Annotated in this window: 26 protein-coding genes, 2 tRNA genes and 1 other RNA gene; 14 read left to right on the top strand and 15 right to left on the bottom strand. The window is 53.5% G+C overall.

The annotated features are described in order from the left end of the window. From ACOTXL_RS17830 to ACOTXL_RS17820, 3 genes are all read right to left on the bottom strand, one after another. Positions 1 to 88, bottom strand: a tRNA-Ser gene (locus ACOTXL_RS17830). Between the two features lie 137 nt (positions 89 to 225). Then, positions 226 to 903: an isochorismatase family protein gene (locus ACOTXL_RS17825; RefSeq protein WP_003858068.1), complete on the bottom strand. Its 678-nt coding sequence runs from the start codon at positions 901 to 903 to the stop codon at positions 226 to 228. A gap of 20 nt (positions 904 to 923) precedes the next feature. Then, positions 924 to 1,784, bottom strand: coding sequence for a pirin family protein (locus ACOTXL_RS17820; protein WP_003858066.1), 861 nt, complete (start codon positions 1,782 to 1,784; stop codon positions 924 to 926). Positions 1,785 to 1,893: 109 nt separating this feature from the next. Between ACOTXL_RS17820 and ACOTXL_RS17815 the strand changes: the two genes are divergently transcribed. Beyond that, positions 1,894 to 2,799, top strand: coding sequence for a LysR family transcriptional regulator (locus ACOTXL_RS17815; RefSeq protein ID WP_023324439.1), 906 nt, complete (start codon positions 1,894 to 1,896; stop codon positions 2,797 to 2,799). Between the two features lie 131 nt (positions 2,800 to 2,930). On the opposite strand, the gene ACOTXL_RS17810 is transcribed toward ACOTXL_RS17815, so the two are convergent. Then, a non-coding RNA gene (locus ACOTXL_RS17810) (RtT sRNA) lies at positions 2,931 to 3,068 on the bottom strand. 42 nt (positions 3,069 to 3,110) lie between these two features. Then, positions 3,111 to 3,198, bottom strand: a tRNA-Ser gene (locus ACOTXL_RS17805). Between the two features lie 229 nt (positions 3,199 to 3,427). On the opposite strand from ACOTXL_RS17805, the gene ghrA reads away from it, so the two are divergent. The 4 genes from ghrA (at position 3,428) to ACOTXL_RS17785 (ending at position 6,341) form a co-directional block, all read left to right on the top strand. Further along, positions 3,428 to 4,366 carry a glyoxylate/hydroxypyruvate reductase GhrA gene (gene ghrA / locus ACOTXL_RS17800; protein ID WP_045330534.1) on the top strand — a complete coding sequence of 313 codons (939 nt, stop codon included), beginning with the start codon at positions 3,428 to 3,430 and terminating at the stop codon, positions 4,364 to 4,366. Positions 4,367 to 4,450: 84 nt separating this feature from the next. After that, positions 4,451 to 5,188 carry a phosphatase gene (locus ACOTXL_RS17795; protein WP_003858061.1) on the top strand — a complete coding sequence of 246 codons (738 nt, stop codon included), beginning with the start codon at positions 4,451 to 4,453 and terminating at the stop codon, positions 5,186 to 5,188. Positions 5,189 to 5,207: 19 nt separating this feature from the next. Continuing rightward, entirely contained in the window at positions 5,208 to 5,762 is a 555-nt protein-coding gene (locus ACOTXL_RS17790; protein ID WP_003858059.1) for a TorD/DmsD family molecular chaperone, read from the top strand. Between the two features lie 96 nt (positions 5,763 to 5,858). Further along, complete coding sequence (locus tag ACOTXL_RS17785) at positions 5,859 to 6,341, top strand: DUF1097 domain-containing protein (RefSeq protein WP_057979956.1); 483 nt, start codon at positions 5,859 to 5,861, stop codon at positions 6,339 to 6,341. A gap of 43 nt (positions 6,342 to 6,384) precedes the next feature. On the opposite strand, the gene csgG is transcribed toward ACOTXL_RS17785, so the two are convergent. Genes csgG through csgD form a run of 4 tightly spaced genes read right to left on the bottom strand, consistent with a single transcriptional unit; the run spans position 6,385 to position 8,732 of the window. Further along, a complete protein-coding gene (gene csgG / locus ACOTXL_RS17780; protein ID WP_003858055.1) occupies positions 6,385 to 7,218 on the bottom strand; it encodes a curli production assembly/transport protein CsgG in 834 nt (277 codons plus the stop codon). A gap of 26 nt (positions 7,219 to 7,244) precedes the next feature. Further along, a complete protein-coding gene (gene csgF, locus ACOTXL_RS17775; protein ID WP_003858054.1) occupies positions 7,245 to 7,661 on the bottom strand; it encodes a curli production assembly/transport protein CsgF in 417 nt (138 codons plus the stop codon). Positions 7,662 to 7,687: 26 nt separating this feature from the next. Beyond that, on the bottom strand, positions 7,688 to 8,077 hold the full coding sequence (gene csgE / locus ACOTXL_RS17770; RefSeq protein WP_003858052.1) for a curli production assembly/transport protein CsgE: 390 nt from the start codon (positions 8,075 to 8,077) through the stop codon (positions 7,688 to 7,690). 4 nt (positions 8,078 to 8,081) lie between these two features. Further along, a complete protein-coding gene (csgD, locus tag ACOTXL_RS17765) occupies positions 8,082 to 8,732 on the bottom strand; it encodes a biofilm master transcriptional regulator CsgD (RefSeq protein WP_003858049.1) in 651 nt (216 codons plus the stop codon). 743 nt (positions 8,733 to 9,475) lie between these two features. Between csgD and csgB the strand changes: the two genes are divergently transcribed. The 5 genes from csgB (at position 9,476) to ymdB (ending at position 11,906) form a co-directional block, all read left to right on the top strand. Beyond that, positions 9,476 to 9,931, top strand: a complete 456-nt coding sequence (gene csgB / locus ACOTXL_RS17760) for a curli minor subunit CsgB (RefSeq protein WP_023315797.1) — start codon at positions 9,476 to 9,478, stop codon at positions 9,929 to 9,931. A gap of 39 nt (positions 9,932 to 9,970) precedes the next feature. Beyond that, positions 9,971 to 10,426, top strand: coding sequence for a curli major subunit CsgA (gene csgA, locus ACOTXL_RS17755; protein WP_003858043.1), 456 nt, complete (start codon positions 9,971 to 9,973; stop codon positions 10,424 to 10,426). A 56-nt stretch (positions 10,427 to 10,482) separates the two neighbouring features. Beyond that, positions 10,483 to 10,815 (top strand): curli assembly chaperone CsgC, encoded by a 333-nt coding sequence (csgC, locus tag ACOTXL_RS17750; protein ID WP_003858040.1) that lies wholly within the window; start codon positions 10,483 to 10,485, stop codon positions 10,813 to 10,815. Positions 10,816 to 10,968: 153 nt separating this feature from the next. After that, positions 10,969 to 11,289, top strand: coding sequence for a type 1 fimbrial protein (locus tag ACOTXL_RS17745; protein WP_003858038.1), 321 nt, complete (start codon positions 10,969 to 10,971; stop codon positions 11,287 to 11,289). Between the two features lie 80 nt (positions 11,290 to 11,369). After that, complete coding sequence (gene ymdB, locus ACOTXL_RS17740) at positions 11,370 to 11,906, top strand: O-acetyl-ADP-ribose deacetylase (protein WP_045350131.1); 537 nt, start codon at positions 11,370 to 11,372, stop codon at positions 11,904 to 11,906. 41 nt (positions 11,907 to 11,947) lie between these two features. Here ymdB and mdoC read toward each other — a convergent pair whose 3' ends face one another. After that, positions 11,948 to 13,087, bottom strand: a complete 1,140-nt coding sequence (gene mdoC / locus ACOTXL_RS17735; RefSeq protein ID WP_023315799.1) for a glucans biosynthesis protein MdoC — start codon at positions 13,085 to 13,087, stop codon at positions 11,948 to 11,950. A 255-nt stretch (positions 13,088 to 13,342) separates the two neighbouring features. Between mdoC and mdoG the strand changes: the two genes are divergently transcribed. From mdoG to ACOTXL_RS17720, 3 genes are all read left to right on the top strand, one after another. Next, complete coding sequence (gene mdoG / locus ACOTXL_RS17730; RefSeq protein ID WP_032608994.1) at positions 13,343 to 14,896, top strand: glucans biosynthesis protein MdoG; 1,554 nt, start codon at positions 13,343 to 13,345, stop codon at positions 14,894 to 14,896. Beyond that, positions 14,889 to 17,417: a glucans biosynthesis glucosyltransferase MdoH gene (gene mdoH / locus ACOTXL_RS17725; RefSeq protein WP_003858032.1), complete on the top strand. Its 2,529-nt coding sequence runs from the start codon at positions 14,889 to 14,891 to the stop codon at positions 17,415 to 17,417. The genes mdoG and mdoH overlap by 8 nt, the downstream gene beginning before the upstream one ends. 84 nt (positions 17,418 to 17,501) lie before the next feature. Further along, positions 17,502 to 17,729, top strand: coding sequence for a YceK/YidQ family lipoprotein (locus tag ACOTXL_RS17720; RefSeq protein WP_003858030.1), 228 nt, complete (start codon positions 17,502 to 17,504; stop codon positions 17,727 to 17,729). A gap of 7 nt (positions 17,730 to 17,736) precedes the next feature. On the opposite strand, the gene ACOTXL_RS17715 is transcribed toward ACOTXL_RS17720, so the two are convergent. From ACOTXL_RS17715 to ACOTXL_RS17705, 3 genes are all read right to left on the bottom strand, one after another. Next, positions 17,737 to 18,111: a MysB family protein gene (locus ACOTXL_RS17715; protein ID WP_003858026.1), complete on the bottom strand. Its 375-nt coding sequence runs from the start codon at positions 18,109 to 18,111 to the stop codon at positions 17,737 to 17,739. 79 nt (positions 18,112 to 18,190) lie between these two features. After that, a complete protein-coding gene (gene mdtG, locus ACOTXL_RS17710) occupies positions 18,191 to 19,426 on the bottom strand; it encodes a multidrug efflux MFS transporter MdtG (protein WP_045345705.1) in 1,236 nt (411 codons plus the stop codon). A gap of 141 nt (positions 19,427 to 19,567) precedes the next feature. Beyond that, entirely contained in the window at positions 19,568 to 20,494 is a 927-nt protein-coding gene (locus ACOTXL_RS17705) for a Kdo(2)-lipid IV(A) acyltransferase (protein WP_003858019.1), read from the bottom strand. Positions 20,495 to 20,712: 218 nt separating this feature from the next. On the opposite strand from ACOTXL_RS17705, the gene ACOTXL_RS17700 reads away from it, so the two are divergent. Next, complete coding sequence (locus tag ACOTXL_RS17700; RefSeq protein WP_003858018.1) at positions 20,713 to 21,762, top strand: rhodanese-related sulfurtransferase; 1,050 nt, start codon at positions 20,713 to 20,715, stop codon at positions 21,760 to 21,762. A 38-nt stretch (positions 21,763 to 21,800) separates the two neighbouring features. On the opposite strand, the gene ACOTXL_RS17695 is transcribed toward ACOTXL_RS17700, so the two are convergent. Continuing rightward, entirely contained in the window at positions 21,801 to 22,379 is a 579-nt protein-coding gene (locus ACOTXL_RS17695) for a YceI family protein (RefSeq protein ID WP_045345707.1), read from the bottom strand. A 1-nt stretch (position 22,380) separates the two neighbouring features. Next, positions 22,381 to 22,947, bottom strand: a complete 567-nt coding sequence (locus ACOTXL_RS17690) for a cytochrome b (RefSeq protein ID WP_003858015.1) — start codon at positions 22,945 to 22,947, stop codon at positions 22,381 to 22,383. Positions 22,948 to 23,083: the final 136 nt, after the last annotated feature.

Raw genomic sequence — 23,083 nt, 5'->3', positions numbered from 1 at the left:
TGGCGGTGAGGGGGGGATTCGAACCCCCGATACGTTGCCGTATACACACTTTCCAGGCGTGCTCCTTCAGCCACTCGGACACCTCACCATATTGTTTTGCTGCCTGACCGCTTGGGGGGCAACGGGGCGCTACTATAGGGAGTTGCGCTAAAACGGTCAAGCAGATTTTCAGCATTCGTACTTGTTCGGTTAAGCCTTAATCAGCTTATGTCGCAGCGCGCAGGATTAACGCTGCGAATCGAGCACTTCGCTATTTTTCACCACGTCCTGCGCTTTGCTGTAACTTTCGATCAGCAGCTGGTAGGCAGGGAAGATGTGTGTGTACACCTCTGCCCATTCACCCGCATCTTCACGGTTCCACGTGCGCTGAATTTCGGAAGCAACAGCAGCCGTGTCCATCGGCACCACGCCTGCCTGCACCACGCGCGCCAGGGTGATCTCCTGCGCCATTTTGCTGTAGGTGCCGGAGGCATCAATCACCGCAAACACTTTATATCCGTCCGCCACCGCGCTGATGGACGGGAAGGCCATGCAGACGCTGGTGATCGTCCCCGCGATAATCAGCGTTTTGCGCCCGGTGGCTTTCACCGCCGCCACGAACTCCGGGTTATCCCAGGCGTTGATCTCACCCTTGCGTGCGACATACTGTGCGTGCGGCGCGTTGGCGTGGATCTCCGGGATAAGCGGGCCGTTTGGTCCCTGTGGAACCGACGCCGTGGTGATCACCGGGATCTTCGCCAGCGAGGCGATTTTTGCCAGCGCTGCTGCACGGGCGCGCAGCTCAGGCATTGGCATGTCTCCAACGGTCTGGAACAGCCCGCTCTGGTGATCGATAAGCAGCATAACGGCATCGTTTACGTCAATAACGGGACGTGCACCGTTGAAGTTTGCAGGGGTAGACATAATGCGCTCCTTTATTACGTTTAGATTTGGCCAAAGCGGCCGGAGTTAAAATCGCGAATAGCCTCGGCGATTTCGGTTTTACTGTTCATCACAAACGGGCCATAGCCCACGATGGGTTCATTCAGCGGCTCCCCGGCCATCAGCAGCACTTTGGCATCGCTGCTGGCTTCGAGATGCAGTTTGTCACCGCTCTGGCTCAGCACGACCAGTTGCGCCTCACCGGCAGGCGTGGTGCCGTTCACCGTCACGCTGCCTTCAACGACAACCAGCGCCGTGCTCCAGCCTTCGGGCTGATTAAGCGTCAGGTGGCTACCCTGATGCAGCGCGAGATCCCACACGTTCAGCGGTGAGAAGGTATGCGCCGGGCCGGTTACCTCTCCAAAGCGGCCAGCAATCACGCGCAATGTTCCGCTGTTATCCGGCAGGGTGACCACCGGGATATCCGCCTGAGTGATGCTCTGGTAGCCAGGCGTCGCCATTTTGTCTTTGGCGGGCAGGTTGACCCACAGCTGCATCATTTTCAGTTCACCGCCTTTCTGCGAAAACGCGCTGGAGTGGAACTCCTCGTGCAAAATGCCTGCGCCCGCCGTCATCCACTGCACGTCACCTGGACCAATAACGCCGCCTCTGCCGGTTGAATCACGGTGCTCCACTTCGCCTGAGTAGACGATGGTCACCGTTTCAAAACCGCGATGAGGATGCTCGCCCACGCCGCGTTTCGCGCCATCCGCCGGGAAGGTATGCGGTCCGGCGTAGTCCAGCAGCAGGAACGGGCTCAGGGGCTCGCCATGCGTCTGGTAAGAAAACATCGAACGAACCGGAAAACCGTCACCGACCCAGTGCGGACGAGGTGCGGTATACACGCCTGTTACGTTTTTCATGATTAACTCCTGATGTCCTGTTGATGGAATTAGCTTATATTCAGGGTTAATATCCCGGTAGATAGCAAAAATGACATTCACTGTTCCTTAAATGGAACAATGGAGGCGTATGCAGGACCTCAATGATTTCGTATGGTTTGTGAAGGTGGTGGAGCATGGCGGCTTTGCAGCGGCGGGTCGGGCGCTCGATCAGCCTAAGTCGAAACTGAGCCGTCGGATTGCGCAGCTGGAGGAACGCCTGGGTGTTCGGTTGATACAACGTACCACGCGGCAGTTTGCGGTGACGGAGGTGGGGCAGACATTCTATCAGCACTGTAAAGCTATGCTGGTGGAGGCTGAAGCTGCGGAGGAGGCGGTGGCTGCTTTACAGGCTGAGCCGCGTGGTATGGTCCGGATCACCTGTCCTGTCACCTTGCTGCACGTTCACGTGGGGCCCATGCTGGCGCGGTTTATGGCGCGCTATCCGGGGATCAACCTTCAGCTCGAAGCCACCAACCGCCGGGTCGATCTGGTGGCGGAGGGGGTGGATGTGGCGATCCGCGTTCGTCCGCGCCCGTTTGATGACAGCGATCTGGTATTAAGGGTGCTGGCGGACAGGGGACACTGTCTGGTTGCCGGGCCGGCACTGATTGAACGGATGGGCAACCCGGCGATGCCCTCTGAACTCAGCGAGTGGCCGGGGTTAAGTATGGGGGCGGGCAAGCACCTGCATAAGTGGGAATTGAACGGGCCGGAGGGCGCAAAGGCAGAAATTCACTTCACGCCGCGCCTGGTGACTACCGACATGTTGGCGCTGCGGGAGGCGGCGATGGCGGGCGTGGGCGTGGTACAGCTGCCCATTTTGATGGTGAAGGATCAGCTGGCTTCAGGTGAACTTGTTCGGGTGCTGAATGCCTGGGAACCCAGACGGGAAGTGATCCATGCGGTGTATCCTTCCCGGCGCGGCCTGCTGCCATCGGTCAGGACGCTGGTGGATTTTCTCACCGAAGAGTATGCAAAGATGGTTGAAGACTAGCTTTTTGTAGGTCGGGTAAGCGTAGCGCCACCCGACACAATTACCGCAGGGGCTGCAAAGTTCGAATCCCCCACAGGCGTGCAACATGTGAAAAAAAAGCCCGCATTTTCATGCGAGCTCTTTTTCAAAGATGGCGGTGAGGGGGGGATTGACTCGCTTCGCTCGCCCTTCGGGCAGCCTGTTCGCTACGCTCTCAGTCTGTCCAACTGGCTGTCGCCAGTTGCCGAACCCCGGTCGGGGGTTCTCATCCCCCCTTACGAGAATATAAAAGAAAAAAGCCCGTACTTTCGTACGAGCTCTCATCATGAATATGGCGGTGAGGGGGGGATTCGAACCCCCGATACGTTGCCGTATACACACTTTCCAGGCGTGCTCCTTCAGCCACTCGGACACCTCACCATATTGTCATCCCGTTGTTGTCGGGACGGGCGCTAATGTAAGGAAAAGCCGTACTGCCGTCAACCCACTTTTTCAGTAATTTAGCGTGTTTAGACAAACTTCAGGCAACCTGATTCCGAAATGTGCGAAATGCGCCTCTTTTATCAGCAACGCGGTTTAGCGATAAATTTGTTATGCTGGCAAGCCAGTTGAAAATGAAAATAAAACAGTGCAATAAAAGGCAATGACTATGGATATTATCTTCTTTCACCCCACTTTTGATACGGCTTACTGGATTAACGCGCTTACGGCGGCACTGCCTGGCGCACGCGTTCGCGAATGGAAACAGGGCGATAATGAACATGCCGACTACGCGCTGGTCTGGCATCCCCCGGTCGAAATGCTTCAGGGACGCCGTTTGAAGGCGGTATTTGCTCTTGGTGCGGGGGTGGATTCCATTCTCAGTAAGCTGAAGGCACACCCTGAAATGCTGCCGGAAGATATTCCCCTGTTTCGTCTGGAAGATACCGGTATGGGGCAGCAGATGCAGGAATATGCCGTGAGCCAGGTGCTGCACTGGTTCCGCCGTTTCGACGATTATCAGGCGTTTAAACAGCAATCCCACTGGGAACCGCTTCCGGATTATCAGCGTGAAGATTTCACCATCGGCATCCTCGGCGCGGGTGTACTGGGTTCGAAAGTCGCCGAAGCGCTCGCACCGTGGGGCTTCCCACTGCGCTGCTGGAGCCGGAGCCGTAAGGAGTATCCGGGCGTCGAGAGCTTTGCCGGAACGGACGAACTCCCGGCGTTCCTGAAAGGGACTCGCGTCCTCATTAACCTGCTGCCGAATACGGCGGAAACGGTCGGCATTATCAATGGCACGCTCCTCAACCAGTTGGCAGAAGACAGCTACTTAATGAACCTGGCGCGCGGGGTACACGTTGTGGAAGACGATCTGCTGAAAGCGCTGGATAGCGGTAAACTGAAAGGCGCAATGCTGGATGTGTATAGCCGCGAACCGCTGCCAAAAGACAGCCCGCTCTGGGCACATCCGCGCGTGGCGATGACGCCCCATATTGCGGCCGTGACGCGACCGGCGGAGGCCGTGGCGTACATCTCGCATACCATCAGCGAAATAGAGAAGGGCAACGCGGTGTCCGGACAGGTCGACAGACAGCGAGGCTACTGAGAGAAACCCGGCGTTCGCCGGGTTTTTGCTAATATTCGCCGCTGATAACTGCTATCCTTTGGAAAAACCGCAGAGGAGAGAAAGATGTATCCCGTTGACCTGCATATGCACACCGTCGCCAGTACCCACGCTTACAGTAACCTCCATGATTATATCGCTCAGGCGAAGCTGAAAGGCATCAAACTGTTTGCGATAACCGATCACGGTCCGGATATGGCGGATGCGCCGCACTACTGGCATTTTGTGAATATGCGTATCTGGCCACGCCTGGTGGACGGTATTGGGATACTGCGCGGCATCGAAGCGAACATCAAAAATACCGACGGTGAAATTGACTGCACCGGCCCGATGCTGACCTCTTTAGATCTGATCCTCGCTGGCTTCCATGAGCCGGTCTTTGCGCCCCAGGATAAAGAGACCAACACCGCAGCGATGATTGCCACTATTGCCAGCGGCAACGTGCACATTATCAGCCACCCGGGAAATCCGAAATACCCGATTGATATTCAGGCCGTGGCGCAGGCGGCAGCGAAGCACCGCGTGGCGCTGGAGATTAACAACTCCTCCTTTGTTCACTCGCGTAAGGGCAGTGAAGCCAACTGCCGCGAAGTGGCGGCGGCCGTGCGTGACGCGGGCGGCATGGTGGCGCTGGGCTCTGATTCACACACGGCCTTCACGCTGGGGGATTTCAGCGAGTGCCTGAAAATATTGCGGGACGTGAATTTCCCGGAAGAACAGATCCTGAACGTCACGCCGCGTCGTATGCTCGACTTCCTTGAGTCGCGCGGCATGGCGCCGATTGATGAATTTGCCGATCTTTAATTAATAACGGAATAAAAACATGAATGAGTTTTCCATCCTTTGCCGCGTGCTGGGCACCTTATATTACCGCCAGCCGCAGGATCCGCTGCTGGTTCCGCTGTTTACCCTGATTCGTGAAGGTAAACTGGCGCAGAGCTGGCCGCTGGAACAGGATGAATTGCTGGAACGCTTGCAAAAAAGCTGCGATATGCAGCAGATTTCAACGGATTACAACGCGCTGTTTGTGGGGGAAGAGTGTCGCGTGTCGCCGTATCGTTCTGCCTGGCAGGAAGGTGCGACCGAAGCGGAAGTTCGGGCGTTTCTTTCAGAACGCGGCATGCCGCTGACGGATATGCCTGCCGATCATATCGGTACCCTGCTGCTGGCGGCCTCCTGGATTGAAGATAATGCAGGTGATGATGAGAACGAGGCGATTGAGACCCTGTTCGAAACGTATCTGCTGCCGTGGGTTGGCACCTTCCTGGGTAAAGTGGAAGCCCACGCCACTTCGCCATTCTGGAGAACGCTGGCTCCGCTGACGCGTGACGCTATCGCTGCTATGTGGGACGAGCTGGAAGAAGAGAACGAAGAGTGACTTGAATCACAAAAATCCTGCAACGATACATTTCAACTTGCACGTAATGTGCTTCTGATCTCATTTCTATGGTGCGCATCTGCTAAGATGCGCACCATGAACATATTACTTTGTATTGCAATCACGACTGGCATCCTCTCCGGCCTCTGGAGTTGGGTGGCTGTTTCTCTCGGCTTGTTGAGCTGGGCTGGTTTTCTTGGCTGCACGGCCTATTTCGCCTGCCCGCAGGGTGGTCTCAAGGGGCTCTTTATTTCAGGCTGCACGTTACTGAGTGGCGTGGTCTGGGCGCTGGTCATTATGAAAGGCAGCGCGCTGGCGCCGCATCTTGAAATCCTGGGGTACGCCATGACCGGCATTGTGGCCTTCCTGATGTGCGTTCAAGCAAAACATCTGCTGTTGTCCTTTGTGCCCGGCACATTCATGGGTGCCTGCGCGACCTTTGCAGGGCAGGGGGACTGGAAGCTGGTGGTCCCTTCGCTCATGCTGGGGTTACTGTTTGGCTACGCCATGAAGAACAGCGGCCTTTGGCTTGCGGCCCGACGCGAGAAGAGCCAGAGCGTTCCTGCGGTAAGTAAATAAAAAAAGGCGAGACGGAATTCTCGCCTTTTTTTTGCGCCGCTGATTATGACTCTGGCGGCACCGACATCTCACGATATTTCACCAGCACCGCATTACTCACGTCACTTTTATTCTGAAGATCCCACAAGCCGCGATCGATACCGTCATTAATCAGGAAAATCACGCCGGTTTCGATGGCCGACATCAGACACAGCATGACCGGCTCGTTAGAGGTATAGCCAATTTCACCCTCCAGCAGACGCTGGTAATCGATAAAGCGGAATACCCCGGCCTGCACTTCATAAGAGAGAATCGTTTTGCTGGTGGTCACCGAGGATAATATCTCACCCGTGCTCACGTTAACCACGCGCAGGTTGACGGCAATCTGGTCCAGCTGATACTGCGTGTCGGCCCCGATGCCAAAGTAACGCGCACCCGCGCCACCCGATTTCACGTTACTTTCGTAGCCGATAATCGAGCCTTCCACCATGATATTGGCTGCGGTGAGAGACTGTAGCGGCATGCGGTTATTGACGCCAACGGTACCATTCTCCTGCGCGGCACGAATGATTTTTCGTTCGTTAAGCAGGTTTTGCAGCCCCTGACGTTCCAGCGGGATAAACCAGCGAGAATCTTTCAGGGCGGTAACCAGCATCGCGGTGGCGCTCTGCGGTACGGCTGTCGAGAAGTTACTGGCCGGATACGGTTTGAACTGACCCGTCTCATCCTGAATGTTATACACCGAGACGAATATCTTTCCGGTTGGGACCGGCAGATGCGTCAGATCCCGATAGCTCTGGGCACGAGGCATCAGGGTGGGTTTAGCGGCTTCTTTTGGCGGGGCAGTTAAACAACCGCTTAATAAGCACACTGCAACTAAAATAAAAAAGCGCTGCATAATAATTGTCCTTATTTCGGGGTTGTTTAGAAATCAGTTGAACTGGTCTGCAAACCGGAAACCTGGATTGTCGACGTTTTACCGGTTTTTCGGTCTGTCACATTTAACTGAAGCTGCCCGTCTTTATTGGCAATATCGACGATAAAGTCGTTAGTGACCATCCGGCCGGGTTTTCCGGTATTAATGTTAGTTAATAAGCCACCTAATATTTGCGACTGGATGGCCTGAGTAAAATTATCCAGGGCTGACGGGGTCTCGATACCGAAATCATCGTCATAGCTGGGGTCTTTATAGGAGTTTTGAGCCTGAGCCTGGTTAAGCATAAAGGCTCCGTTATTCGGGTTGCCGCCAAAATTAGGGTTGCGGAACTGGAATGTCATATTTCCGGCCCAGCTCAACGGCGCAATGAGCATTAACGAAATCACTGTGTGTGCGAGACGCATTACAGCCTCCGAAATTGGTATCGTTGTTAGAACTCATCTTTTGCTAAATCGCCTGTGCTCAAAAGGGCTTTGTCTAACTGTAGGCGGTTAATAGCTTCTTCTGTTTGTGCCAGCGCGAAAGCGACGTTCTGATCGAAGTCTCTTTTCGTTGGGAATAAAAAAGTCTGGTAAATAACGTCCTGATTAGCGGTTATTGTGATCCAGCTTCCCCACCGCGCACTGGGCCGTTCGTTGATGGTTAAGTTACCCGGATAATCGCTTTCCCACTTATCGCTGAAGGCACGATAAAAATCGTGTCCGACAGAGGTGACGGTGTGGTCGGTTAACAGTCCGGGAACTTCTACCTCAACAGCCTGAAGGTTTCCGGCAGCAAGCATAATGCCTGCGGCGGCAATCCAACTTAAGGTGCGTTTCATGCTATTAACGCCTGAGGTTATCGTTTGCCCACGACACCGCCTGCGTGCGATTTTTAACAGCTATCTTTTTGAAAAGATTATAAAGATGCGTCTTAACCGTATTTTCGCTGATAAATAACGAACGGGCGATTTCAATATTTGAAGCACCAATACGCAGTTTGTTCAGGATCTCTTTCTCACGGTGCGTCAGAAGGGCCGATTCCGAACTGTTATAGCGATAATTTCCGGAGTGGGTAATGAGGTAGCTGGCCAGTTTCTGCGAGAAATAACACTCCCCCCGCAATATGCCCTGCAAACCCTCCACGACACGGTTTTCTTCTTCAGTGACGTAAAACACGCCGTTAATATGCGGCCAGCTCTCAATTTCGCGGAAAGGATACTCATCAGGCGTATTTAATAACAATACGCGGATATTATTGTTTTTCCTGCTTAAATTATCTTGCCAGTAATGAATGAGTTTTTTATCCGCTTCCATCATATCGAGAAGAATGATGCTGCCAGAAGCGATATCATCAAAAGAACGTTGAATATTATGCAGTTTCCCGTTAAGAGACAGGCATTGCTTTAAATGCTGCAATAACGCTGTCGCTTGTAAGGAAGGTTTTGTGATCAACAATAATGTATGACCGGGTAAGCTATGGACTTCATTAAACATGATGAAACCCCACGTTATTTATGACACCCGGCAGTTGCCCTCGTATTATTGAAAAGGGCACCAGAGGTACTGACAGGTGTGGCACTGCTGTGTGTAGTTAAAAAACCTTCCTCCAAAGGAGGCGGTAAAATTAAAAACAAATAACGTACTGCTGTTTTCAATCTAGCTATTGCAAACTTTAAAGCAAGTGTTAATCGTGTAACAGAATGTAAAATTCGATATTAATTTGTGTATATTGCAGGGCTAATAGATTTTAAGATAAGGGGAAAGTTGTACATGTGTATAAACGTGCACAGATTTTAAAAACCATAAAGTATATTATAATGGGTTGAATTATTTGGCTTTGTATTATTCTAAGCCAGCCGGTAAAAAGTATGATCTCTGCTAAAAACATAAGACTTCCCTAAGCCAGAATTTTTTCTTAAGAAAACTTGCTTCGTGTCACGCGCGTGGCAAAGGGCATTGTCTTTTTTGTCTGAAGAAGCCGGTGCAGGTTGGACAGTCTGTCTCGCTGTTGTACAAGCGCAGGAAGACATTTTTGGTTTCTGCTTTAGGCGTGTATCCCGTCGTTTCAGGCGAGATTTACGACTTTGAGGTGAAGGAGAATATAAAAATAAGGCGCACGGGTGAGATATTAAACATGTTTCGGCAGACATACTCTTTTCCGTAACGCGGCGTTAACAAAACGAATCGCGTTAACGGAGCAAGAGATACTTTTTTATAGCCAGGTCCAGGGTGACAGCATGAAAAACAAAACGTTGTTTATGATGTTTACATTACTGGGTGCGCCTGGGTTTGTAATCGCAGGTGATTCAGATTTAGCCAGTTCTGAATATAATTTTGCGATAAATGAATTAAGTAAAGCTTCATACAATCAGGCAGCCATTATTGGTCAACAGGGTTCAGGAAATAATTCTGATGTACGCCAGGGCGGTTCTAAATTGCTGTCCGTTATTTCTCAGGAGGGCGGGAATAACCGCGCGAATGTTGATCAGTCAGGGACGTATAACCTTGCTTATATCGATCAGACCGGCAACGGCAACGATGCGAGTATTAAGCAGGGCGCTTTTGGCAACACCGCCATGATTATCCAGAAAGGCTCGGGTAACAGGGCGAATATAACGCAGTATGGTACGCAGAAAACAGCAGTTGTAGTACAGAGACAGTCGCAAATGGCTATTCGCGTTATTCAACGTTAGCGATGTGTGACGCCTTAATCAATCCGATGGGGGTTTACCATGAAACTTTTCAAAGTGGCAGTTATTGCAGCAATCGTAGTTTCTGGCAGTGCTTTCGCAGGTGCGGTACCACAATTTGGCGGCGGCCACGGTGGTGGCTGGGGTGGCGGCAATAACGGCCCTGACTCAACCCTGAGCATTTACCAGTACGGCGGCGGTAACTCCGCGCTTGCTTTGCAGACGGACGCCCGAGATTCTGAATTGACCATTACCCAGCATGGTGGTGGTAACGGCGCAGATGTTGGCCAGGGCTCTGATGACAGTTCTATCGATCTGCTGCAAAAAGGCTTTGGTAACAGCGCCACCATCGACCAGTGGAATAGCAAAGACTCTGTTATCAACGTGAAACAGTTCGGCGGCGGCAACGGCGCGGCGGTAGACCAGACAGCGTCCGGCTCAACGGTGACTGTGCACCAGGTTGGCTTTGGCAACAACGCGACCGCACACCAGTACTGATTCATTTCTGTACCAAAAAACAGGGCATGCGCCCTGTTTTTTTTCGGGAGGATCTCATGAGCACCTTCATTCTCCTTGCCGCGCTTGCCAGCCAGATAACGTTCAGCACCTCACAGCAGGCAAATATGACAACCATTATTCCTCAGGTCACGCTGGCAGACGCTTGCGAATGTCAGGTTGAGGTGTTATCTGTCCGACAGGGGCAGGGGGGACAAAGTACATCGCGGCAGAAAAATACTCTTTTTATACCCGCTAATCAGCCGATTGATTTAACGCGAATCAGTTTAAATATTCGCTCAGGGGATGCGGTAAAAATAATCGTCACCGTTTCCGATGGAAAATCGCTTCATTTATCACAGCAGTGGAACGCACCGGTAAGTGCGCTTTAATAATTCATGAAATCAATGATTTAATAAAGTGGCGGCGCTGCACAGGTAAGCTATGCTGATATCAAGAACCCAGTCATCGGGTTGCTTAAATTGATACTTCATAACGGAGCGTTTTTACCCCTCAAGGACGAATTTCATTGAGGAGTACAAATAATGTTCAAATCCGCAGCGTGTATTATTTCTGGTCTGGGACTGATCCTGTCCTCTTTTTTTTCTCCGGCTTATTCAGCAACTATAGAAAATGGTGGGGTGATTCATTTTCGTGGCGCGGTGGTCGCTGACCCGTGCGAAGTCACGCCCCGGCATCAGCAGTTTGCGATCTCCTGTCCGGAAAATAACCGTATGAAAACGCATACCATCAGTTATGACGAGGCGCTCCGGGGCCATCATCCTCATTCAGCTCTGGCCGCTGTCAGCATGAAATACCTGAATGAACAGAAAACGCTTGCGGTCGTTCAGGTGGATTACCGCTAACCGACGTTTTTTTCGCGGCAGTTTTTCTCCTTCTCCCTCTGCGATACACTGGTGAAAAAGGCGGGTTGCAGAGGGTGTTTATGAGACCGCAAATCGACGTTATTCATGGCGATATCACGACGGTGCGCGTTGACGTGACCGTCAACGCAGCCAATTCCTCCCTGATGGGTGGTGGCGGGGTGGACGGTGCCATTCACCGGGCCGCAGGCCCTCAACTCCTTGAAGCATGCAAAACCGTGCGTCAGCAGCAGGGAGAGTGCCCGCCGGGGCATGCTGTTATTACGCTTGCGGGCGATCTCCCGGCCAAAGCGGTGATCCATACCGTTGGACCCGTCTGGCACGGTGGCGACCGCCATGAGGCTGAGATTCTGGAGCAGGCGTATCGTAACTGCCTGCGGCTTGCGGCGGATAACGGGTATAAGACCATGGCGTTCCCCGCCATTAGCACCGGGGTGTTCGGCTATCCAAAGGAAGCGGCAGCTACGATCGCCGTGAATACCGTTTATCACTACCTTTCCCTCAAACCCATGCCGGAAAAAGTCATTTTTGTCTGTTTCGATGAGCACACCGCCGACCTGTATCAGCGGATTTTGACCGCGCGCAGCCAGGCATTTTGATGTCTGAAGTGCAAAAACGGCGCCCTGGAGGCGCCGTTTTGTTATCCCGCTTTAACCTGAGGTTTGCCTGAGAACAGGAAACGCAAAAGCGGGATCCGCAGGTGGATTTCATACAACACGATGGCAATGCCAACCACAAAGACCAGGCCGGTGAAGAAGCCCAGCGCATTCGAGGCGATATGCGGCGTAATGTACGCCCCGAAAAACAGCGTCAGCGGATGGTGAACCAGGTAGATAAACAGCGAAGCATTAACGAAATAGGTGACGCGACTGGATTTAAAATTCAGCAGACGATGGCCAAGGGCGAACACCACGTTCACCATCCACAGGCCCATCAGCATCGTTATAACGCTCTCTGTTTCATACATCCACGCGTCCCCGCTGCCATAGCGCTGATTGAGAAGATAGGCGGCAAAGGCCAGCGCAGCACCCACCGCACACCAGGGGGAGGGGGTGGTAAACAGCGCTTTAAGCCGGGGATGAATAAATGCCAGCGCCCCAATCAGGAAGAAGGGAATGTAGAACAGGGTCTGCATCACCACGAAATTAAACAGCCCATCGCTCAGAATGGGAGGGTAGACAATGAGCAGGGTACGCCTGATGGCGGCATACGCGACCCCCAGCGCAAGAAACAGCAGCGACAGCTTGCCCAGGGTGATGTTGGCGAAGAAGGTCGAGGATGTGGTGCTCGCGCGCTGACGCAGCTGGCTGAAGATCAGCAAACTCACCGTGGTTAGCACCACCAGTACCAGCAGGAACCAGAGGTGGGAAATAAGCTCCCAGACCAGGGTGTTGTATTTCTCATAGAAGGAGAGATTCGGCCAGTTTTCCGCCTTGCCTTTAACATGCTGCAACATGATGAACTGCGGCAGCGTCAGCAGCGGAATGGCCGTCAACATCGGTATGCCCACGCGCTCCACGCGCACTTTCCACCATCGCTTGAGGGGATAGCGCAAGAAGAGCATGTAAGAGAAATAACCGGAAATAACAAAAAACACCTGCATGCGGAAGGCATGGATAAAATCATTAAACAGCGTCAGCCACCAGGAGGGCATCTGGCTGTTCACGTGCCAGGTGTGGCTGGAATAGATCAGTGAAATATGAAAAGGGATCCCCAATAGCATGAGCCATGCGCGGATCGAGTCGAGGAAATATTCACGTTGTACAGGGGTTGTGCTCATATAACTTTGCGCATTCTCAGACTTTTCGCCTTATCCCTAAGGCTCATAATGGTTACATTCGGAGCCAACCCTACACCAAGACCGACACCCTGTCTCCAGGATAAGCACGCAAAGTGAAAAGCGGGTTCTTTCATTTGCTTAATCCATGAGCCAGCGAGCTGAACAAAGCAGTGATAATGTTGTCGGATTGCCTGAGTTTCCATTAAAATGGATCGGATCGATATAAGCACACAAAGGGGGAAGTGCTTACTTATTATGAAACATAAACCACAAATGATGAAAATGCGTTGGTTGGGTGTAGCAGTGCTGTTGTCACTGTATACCTCATCTGCACTGGCCTTTAACATCGATGATGTCGCAAAACAGGCAAAATCGATGGCGGGCAAGAGCTACGAAGCGCCAAAAAGTAACCTGCCCTCCGTTTTCCGCGACATGAAATACGCGGACTATCAGCAGATCCAGTTCAATCACGATAAAGCGTACTGGAACAATATTAAAACCCCGTTCAAGCTTGAATTTTACCACCAGGGTATGTACTTCGACACGCCAGTTGCCATCAATGAAGTGACGGCGACCGCGGTACGCAAAATCAAGTACAGCCCGGATTACTTCAATTTTGGCGATGTGCAACACGATAAAGACACGGTGAAAGACCTCGGCTTCGCAGGCTTCAAGGTGCTTTATCCGATTAACAGCAAAGATAAAAACGATGAAATCGTCAGCATGCTTGGCGCCAGCTACTTCCGCGTGATTGGCGCGGGGCAGGTGTACGGGCTTTCTGCGCGCGGTCTGGCAATTGATACCGCGCTGCCATCAGGTGAAGAATTTCCACGTTTTCGCGAGTTCTGGATCGAACGTCCAAAACCAACCGACAAACGTCTGACAATTTATGCGCTGCTGGACTCCCCTCGTGCGACCGGCGCTTATCGCTTCGTGATCATGCCAGGGCGTGACACGGTGGTTGACGTGCAGTCTAAAGTTTACCTGCGCGATAAAGTGGGCAAACTGGGCGTCGCACCGCTGACCAGTATGTTCCTGTTTGGGCCGAACCAGCCATCTCCGGCGACCAATTTCCGTCCTGAACTGCATGATTCCAATGGCCTCTCCATCCATGCCGGTAACGGCGAGTGGATCTGGCGTCCGCTGAACAACCCGAAACACCTCGCGGTCAGCAGCTTTGCGATGGAAAACCCGCAGGGCTTTGGTCTGCTGCAACGTGGCCGTCAGTTCTCCCGCTTTGAAGATCTGGATGACCGCTACGATCTGCGCCCAAGCGCCTGGGTTACGCCGAAAGGCGACTGGGGTAAAGGTAAGGTTGAGCTGGTTGAAATTCCAACCAACGATGAAACCAACGATAACATCGTGGCGTACTGGACACCGGATCAGCTGCCTGAAGCCGGTAAAGAGATGAACTTCAAGTATGCGATTACCTTCAGCCGTGACGAAGACAAGTTGCACGCACCGGATAACGCGTATGTGATGCAGACGCGTCGTTCAACGGGTGATGTGAAGCAGTCCAACCTGATTCGTCAGCCGGATGGCACGCTGGCATTTATCGTGGACTTCGCCGGGCAGGATATGAAAAAACTGGCGCCGGATACTGCCGTGACGGCACAGGCCAGCATTGGCGATAACGGTGAAATCGTTGAAAACGCCGTGCGGTACAACCCGGTCACCAAAGGGTGGCGTTTGACCCTGCGCGTGAAGGTGAAGGATCCGAAACAGACCACTGAAATGCGCGCCGCGCTGGTCAGTAACGATAAGCCGCTGAGTGAAACCTGGAGCTATCAGCTACCTGCCAATGAATAATACATCTGAATATATTGATGCCATGCCGCTGACGGACATTGAAAAAGCGGCGCTCCCTGCGAGCGACATCCGCGCGGTTCACACCGCGCTGGATGGTGAACATCGTCATTTTTCCCGTGATGATGATACGCCGCTGGGGTCAGTGAAGGCACGTCTGGAGCAGGCATGGCCGGACTCGCTGGCAGAAGGGCAGTTAATCAAGGATGACGAAGGGCGTGACCAGCTACAGGCGATGCCGAAGGCCACGCGTTCCTCCATGTTCCCCGATCCGTGGCGCACCAACCCGGTGGGCCGCTTCTGGGATCGTCTGCGTGGGCGTGACGTGACACCGCGCTATCTGTCACGTCTGACCAAAGAACAGCAGGCCTCCGAGCAGAAATGGCGTACCGTAGGAACGATTCGTCGTTACATTCTGCTGCTGCTGACGCTGGCGCAGACGGTTGTCGCCACCTGGTACATGAAAACCATTCTGCCGTACCAGGGCTGGGCGTTGATTAACCCTGCTGACATGATTGGCCAGGATATCTGGGTCTCCTTCATGCAGCTGCTGCCGTATATTTTACAGAGCGGCATTCTTCTGCTGTTCGCGGTGCTGTTCTGTTGGGTCTCCGCCGGGTTCTGGACGGCGCTGATGGGCTTCCTGCAACTGCTGATGGGGCGTGACAAATACAGCATTTCCGCGTCGACGGTCGGGGATGAACCCCTCAATCCTGAGCACCGTACCGCGCTGATCATGCCTATCTGTAACGAAGACGTTGACCGCGTATTCGCCGGGCTGCGTGCCACCTGGGAGTCCGTGAAGGCGACCGGTAACGCGGCGCATTTCGACGTCTATATCCTGAGCGACAGCTACAACCCGGATATTTGCGTGGCAGAGCAAAAAGCCTGGATGGAGCTGATTGCCGAGGTGCAGGGGGAAGGGCAGATCTTCTACCGCCGTCGTCGTCGTCGTGTTAAGCGTAAGAGCGGGAACATTGATGACTTCTGTCGTCGCTGGGGTAACCAGTACAGCTACATGGTGGTTCTGGATGCGGACTCCGTGATGAGCGGCGACTGCCTGAGCGGGCTGGTCCGTCTGATGGAAGCCAACCCGAACGCGGGTATTATTCAGTCCTCGCCAAAAGCGTCAGGTATGGACACGCTGTATGCGCGCTGCCAGCAGTTTGCGACCCGCGTCTACGGGCCGCTGTTTACTGCCGGTCTGCACTTCTGGCAGCTGGGTGAATCTCACTACTGGGGCCACAACGCCATTATCCGCGTGAAGCCATTCATCGAGCACTGTGCCCTGGCGCCGCTGCCGGGTGAAGGGTCGTTTGCCGGGTCCATTCTGTCGCATGACTTTGTGGAAGCTGCTCTGATGCGTCGTGCAGGGTGGGGCGTCTGGATTGCCTACGATCTGCCTGGCTCGTATGAAGAGCTGCCGCCGAACCTGCTGGATGAGCTCAAACGCGACCGCCGCTGGTGTCACGGTAACCTGATGAACTTCCGCCTGTTCCTGGTGAAAGGGATGCACCCTGTTCACCGTGCGGTGTTCCTGACGGGCGTTATGTCCTATCTGTCTGCGCCGCTGTGGTTTATGTTCCTGGCACTCTCGACCGCGTTGCAGGTTGTGCATGCTCTGACGGAGCCGCAATACTTCCTGCAACCGCGCCAGCTGTTCCCGGTGTGGCCGCAGTGGCGTCCGGAGCTGGCGATTGCGCTGTTCGCGTCGACCATGGTGCTGCTGTTCCTGCCTAAGCTGCTCAGTATCATTCTGATCTGGTGCAAAGGTTCGAAGGAGTACGGTGGTTTCTGCCGCGTGACCCTTTCACTGCTGCTGGAAGTGCTGTTCTCGGTCCTGCTGGCGCCGGTGCGTATGCTGTTCCATACGGTGTTTGTGGTGAGCGCGTTCCTGGGATGGGAAGTGGTGTGGAATTCACCGCAGCGTGACGATGACTCTACGCCGTGGAGTGAGGCCTTTATGCGCCACGGCTCTCAGCTGCTGCTGGGCCTGGTGTGGGCCGTTGGTATGGCCTGGCTGGATCTGCGTTTCCTGTTCTGGCTGGCGCCAATCGTCTTCTCGCTGATCCTGTCGCCGTTTGTGTCGGTGATCTCCAGCCGTTCCACGGTGGGCCTGCGTACCAAACGCTGGAAGCTGTTCCTGATCCCGGAAGAGTATTCTCCGCCGCAGGTGCTGGTGGATACCGATACCTATCTGGAGCAGAACCGCAAACGCACGCTGGATGATGGCTTTATGCACGCCGTGTTTAACCCGTCATTCAACGCGCTGGCAACCGCGATGGCGACGGCGCGTCACCGCGCCAGCCAGGTGCTGGAGATCGCCCGCGATCGCCACGTTGAGCAGGCGCTGAACGAGACGCCAGAAAAGCTTAACCGCGACCGTCGTCTGGTGCTGTTGAGCGATCCGGTGACGATGGCACGGCTTCACTACCGCGTGTGGTCTTCTCCGGAGAGATACTCTTCGTGGGTGAACTACTATAAGGACGTTAAGCTGAATCCGCTGGCACTGAAGGCGAAGTAAGTTGTTAAGTAGGGCGGGTAAGCGAAGCGCCACCCGCCAAATGAAATACCGGCTTAATCGCCGGTATTTTTTTAGAGGTCAGACATGAAAGTAATCATTGTCGTCATGATGGCATGCCTGCTCAGCGGCTGCGGCAGCATTATCAGCCGCACCATCCCCGGGCAGGGCCACGGGAATCAATACTACCCCGGCGTACAGTGGGACGTTCGCGATTCCGCATGGCGCTATCTCACCGTACTCGATCTGCCGTTTTCGCTGATTTTCGACACGCTGCTGCTGCCCATTGATGCCAGTCACGGCCCTTACGAGTAACGGGAGCTCATCGCTCGTCCCATTCGTCCGCTGCGGCCTGACCCTCTTCGGTATCCAGCGGCGGTTCGAGCTGAAACTCGCCTTCGTCCCATTCGTGCAGCGTATTTTCTTCCAGCCACTCCTGACGTAACTCAATTTCGTCATAGTCGCCGTCGAATACCGCCTGTGCTCCTTCACCACTCAGTATCGGCAGACATTCACCATCTTCACCTTCATCAGCAAAGAATTCGGCCTGCCACATAATATCGCCGTCCTGTAGGACGTATTTTTGGATATTGAGTTGTTGCACGTCAGCATCTTCTTCCTCAATGCCGGGATTATCGGCGAGGAACTCTTCGCGAGCGGCATCAATTGCTTCTTCCAGCGTGGCGTACATGGTCATTGGTGTCTCCCTGTTTTTCGTGAAGGTATTCAGGGAAAGAATAGCTGATTATGTGATTTTGCAAGTATGAATGCGAAAATTAGCCGTCACGATGTTGTCTTATTCGCCCCGGGCGTAGCGCCCGGGATAAGCTGAGCCACGAATAAACGGCGTTGAACAGCACGACGCCTGCCGTCACGATAAAGACCGCCCGGAAACCGAAACTGGCTGAAATCCCCGCACCGACCAGCGGCCCGGTGACGTTACCCAGATCGCGAAACGACTGGTTATAGCTGAAAATACGACCGGCTATCTGGTTGGTGGAATTATAGACCAGCAGCGTCTGCACGGCCGGGAGCAGTGCGCCATCGGCAGCCCCCAGCAGGAAGCGCAGGACGCCGAGCTGCCAGGGAGACTGCACCATCGCCATGGGGATCAGCAGCAGGACGGAGACGATCAGGGCGCAGATCAGGATCTTTTCCGGGCCGATACGGTCTCCCAGCTTGCCGAGCCGCGGCGCGCTCATTAGCGCCGCCACGCCGGGAACAGAGGCGATCAGGCCGCTGATAAAGGCGATATTGCTGACGTTTCCCGCCAGATCGCGGACATAGAGCGTCAGAATAGGCGCGATTGAACCGGTGGCCACCTGGATAATCATGGTAGTCACAAACAGACTCAGCACCAGCTTTGGGTTTTTCAGCGAGGCCAGCACATCCCGGGCGTGCAGCATCTCTTTTTTGGCTACCGGCGTGAAATTCTCCCGGATACAGATAAGCGTCACCAGGAAGCAGAGGAACAGCACGCTGGCGGTAATGAAGAATACCGGCCGCAGTCCGTAGTGGTCGGCCAGCAGCCCGCCCGCCAGCGGGCCCAGCAGTGCGCCACTTACGCCGCCAGTGGAGAGCGTGCCCAACGCCCAGCCGCTTTTCTGGCGCGGGATTTGGGTGGCGATCAGGGCGTTGGCGTTAGGGATAAATCCCCCGAGCAGACCCAGGAGTGCGCGTAATATCAGGAACTGCCAGACGTTCTCCGCCATCCCCATCAGCAGCATAATGATCGCCATGCCGAGCGCGGAGCGCAGCAGCATAATTTTGCGGCCTTTGCGATCCGCCAGCCCACCCCAGAAAGGCGACGCAATGGCGGAGAACAGGAACGTAATGCTGAACACCAGGCCGGACCACATATTCAGGGCGCTATGTCCGGTGACGCCGAGCTGCTCAACGTAGAGGGGCAGGAAAGGCATCACCAGGCTAAAGGCGGCGCCAGTAAGAAAACAACCCAGCCACGCAACCGTCAGGTTACGTTTCCAGTTTATGGGAGCATCTGTGGGGGACATAACTATCCGCATAATGAGGTGCAGGGCACCGTGACCAGTGAGGTAATAAGCCTGCTAATTATGCGCCCGGGGTATGATTGCCGCAATGACGGGGAGCTTTTAAAGCTAAAACAACATGCGGCCCGGATGGCCGCACGCAGGTTAATAACGTGAAGGTACGCCCTGAGGCCGGGTTTTAAAGCGGCGATGCAGCCACATGTACTGCTCCGGGGCGAGCATAATGCATTTCTCGACAACGCCGTTCATCCAGCGGGCGGTGGTTTCCGCATCAATCAGCGGTGGCGCGAGCTCCGGCTCCAGCATGATGAGCTGATAGCCTGAACCGTCTGGTTTACGGCGCGGTACAAACGGCACGATAGCCGCTTTGGACATTCGCGCCAGCATCCAGGTCCCGGTGGTCGTCGCTGCATCTTCCACCGCAAAGAACGGAACAAACACGCTGGATTGCGGGCCATAGTCATGATCCGGAGCGTACCAGACCACTTCACCTGATTTCAGGGCGCGGATCATCCCTTTCAGGTCTTTTCGGTCGATCATGCTTTTATTGGAGCGCATACGTCCGTTGGTCTGGATCAAATCGATCACCGGATTATCGTTAGGACGATAAACGCCAATACCGGGCGCCTGCATGCCGAACATGCGTGCGCCAATTTCGAGCGTCAGAAAATGAACGCCAATCAGCAGGACGCCAGTCTGGTTGGCCTGAAGAGTATGCACTGGCTCCATGCCGGTCCCGGCCACTTCCGTCCAGCGCGCCATGCGCTTATCCGACCAGAACCAGGCCATACCGGTCTCCATCAGCCCCATGCCGACAGATTCGAAGTTTTTAACCACCATGTCGTGGCGCTCAGATTCACTCATCTGAGGAAAGCAAAGCTCAAGGTTGCGATACGCGATCCTGGCGCGACGCTTCATAAACTGCTGAGCAATGCGACCCAGCCCTTTACCCATGCGGAAAATGACGGGATAAGGCAGCTGTACAATTAGCCACAACAAGCCAATGCCTGACCATGTTAACCAATAGCGGGGATGCAAAAGCGCGGCAGTAAATTTCGGTAACTGGGTCATGTCTGTCCTGTGTTCTAACGTCCTGAAAGGCTATTGTCTCATTTTTTAAGGCATAGCCAAAATGTCTGTCATCGAAACATGAAAGAATATGCAAATGTTAAGTCTGATTAATCAGATTGACTGAAATGTAGCGTAAATTGTGTGGATGTAAATTGTCTTTGTTTGCTATATCATGCCGACCGATTTTTATTTCTCAACGATTGCAGGACTTGTACACCATGCCAGTGTTACACAACCGCGTTTCGAATGAGATGTTGAAAGCGCGTATGTTGGCCGAAACCGAACCGCGCACAACGATCTCTTTCTATAAGTATTTCACCATCGACGATCCACAGGCGACCCGCGATGCGCTTTACCAGGCTTTCACCGCCCTGAACGTGTTTGGTCGCGTCTATCTGGCGCGTGAGGGGATTAACGCGCAGATCAGCGTGCCGGAAAGCAAGGTCAGCGCCTTCCGCGATCTCCTTTACGGGTTTGATCCGGCGCTTAACGGCTTACGCCTGAATATTGCGTTGGATGATGACGGTAAATCATTCTGGGTGCTGCGCATGAAGGTGCGCGAGCGTATTGTGGCGGATGGCATTGACGATCCGAGCTTCAATGCTGCTAATGTGGGGGAATACCTGAAGGCCGCTGAAGTGAACGCGATGCTCGACGATCCGGATGCGGTGTTCATCGATATGCGTAACCACTACGAATATGAAGTGGGGCACTTCGAAAATGCGATGGAAATTCCTGCCGACACCTTCCGCGAGCAACTGCCGAAAGCGGTTGAGATGATGCAGGAGCATAAAGACAAAAAGATCGTGATGTACTGTACCGGGGGGATCCGCTGTGAAAAAGCCAGCGCCTGGATGAAGCACAACGGGTTTAATAAAGTCTGGCACATTGAGGGTGGGATTATCGAGTATGCCCGCCGCGCCCGTGAGCAGGGTTTACCGGTGCGTTTTATCGGTAAGAACTTTGTGTTTGATGAGCGTATGGGCGAGCGAATTTCAGAGGACGTGATCGCGCACTGTCACCAGTGCGGAACACCGTGCGATACGCATACCAACTGCAAAAACGACGGGTGTCATCTGCTGTTTATTCAGTGCCCTGCATGTGCCGAGAAGTTTAATGGCTGCTGTAGCGAGCTGTGCAGTGAAGAGAGTATGTTGCCTGAAGAAGAGCAACGTCGTCGCCGTGCCGGACGCGAGAACGGGAATAAGATCTTTAATAAATCCCGGGGCCGACTGAATACCAAACTGGGTATTCCGGACCCGGAGTAAAACACTGCCCGGCGGCTCACAAGCCTGCCGGGCCTGTTTTATGACTTCTGCTGAACGCCTTCCACCGAAATAATCAGCTCTACATCCTGCGATGCCGGGCCTAAATCCGTGGTGATATTAAAATCTTTCAGAGGAATTTTGCCTGCGGCTTCAAAGCCAGCACGTTTTCCGCCCCATGGATCGTCACCCTGTCCAATTAATTTGGCATCCAGTGTGACCGGTTTTGTTACGCCGTTCAGCGTGAGATTACCGGTAATAGCGAGTTTATCACCATCTTTCTTCACCTCTGTCGACGCGAAAGTAGCTTGCGGGAATTTGCCCACGTTCAGGAATTCAGCGCTGCGCAGATGTTTATCACGCTCGGCGTGATTAGTGTCGACGCTGTTGGTATTAATGGTGACGTTCACTTTATCGGCAGCAGGGTTTTTCTCGTCGAAAGTAAATGTGCCATCGAAATCATTGAACGTGCCATATAACCAGCTGTAACCCAGATGCTGAATACGGAAATTGACGAAGGCATGCTGGCCCTCTTTATCAATTTTATAGTCGGCGGCCAGGGCCGAACCGGTAGTAAATAACAGCGAACCTAATGCGATACCCAACAGGCGTTTTTTCATTTTATGCTCCAGAGTCAACTGACGAACGGCCAAGCATGCGCTTCAGCGTATCGTCTTTATCAATAAAGTGGTGTTTCAGGGCCGCAAGGCCATGCAGGACAGACAGGATCACTACGCTCCATGCCAGCCACAAATGAACCACACCTGCGGTGTCAGCCTGTGAACCGGCGTCAGCCAGCGTGGCTGGGACATCAAAAAGCCCAAATACGCTGATCGGTTTGCCGTCTGCGGTCGAAATGAGATAGCCGCTGATCAGAATGGCGAACAGCAGGGCATAGAGTGCGATATGCGCGCCAACAGCGCTTATGCGGGTAAGTCGGCCATGGCTTTTGGGCGCAGGAGGGGGCGGAGAGATATGTCGCCAGATCACGCGAAAAACCAGACCCATCATCAGCAGAACCCCAATGCTTTTGTGCAATTCGGGGGCCTGATGATACCAACCGTCATAATAGCTTAATGTCACCATCCAGAGGCCGAGACCAAACATGGCATAGACGGCAATTGCAAATAGCCAGTGTAAACACATGGATATTATTCCGTAGCGACGGGAGGAGTTACGCCATTGCATATGAATTTCCGTTCTCAAATGACTGAGCAATAAAAATGGACGGGTTAAATAAATAATGCAACTGAAAAAAATGAATAATGTATTTTATTTAATTTATTTCAGCGAATTTGAATGTGTTTGCGCAATGTATTTCAAT

The sequence above is a fragment of the Enterobacter cloacae complex sp. IR5402 genome, from assembly GCF_049238125.1.
GTDB lineage: Bacteria > Pseudomonadota > Gammaproteobacteria > Enterobacterales > Enterobacteriaceae > Enterobacter > Enterobacter hormaechei_C.
Note: the sequence above shows the minus strand (reverse complement) of the source record. Positions and strands in the feature narration are given on the sequence as shown.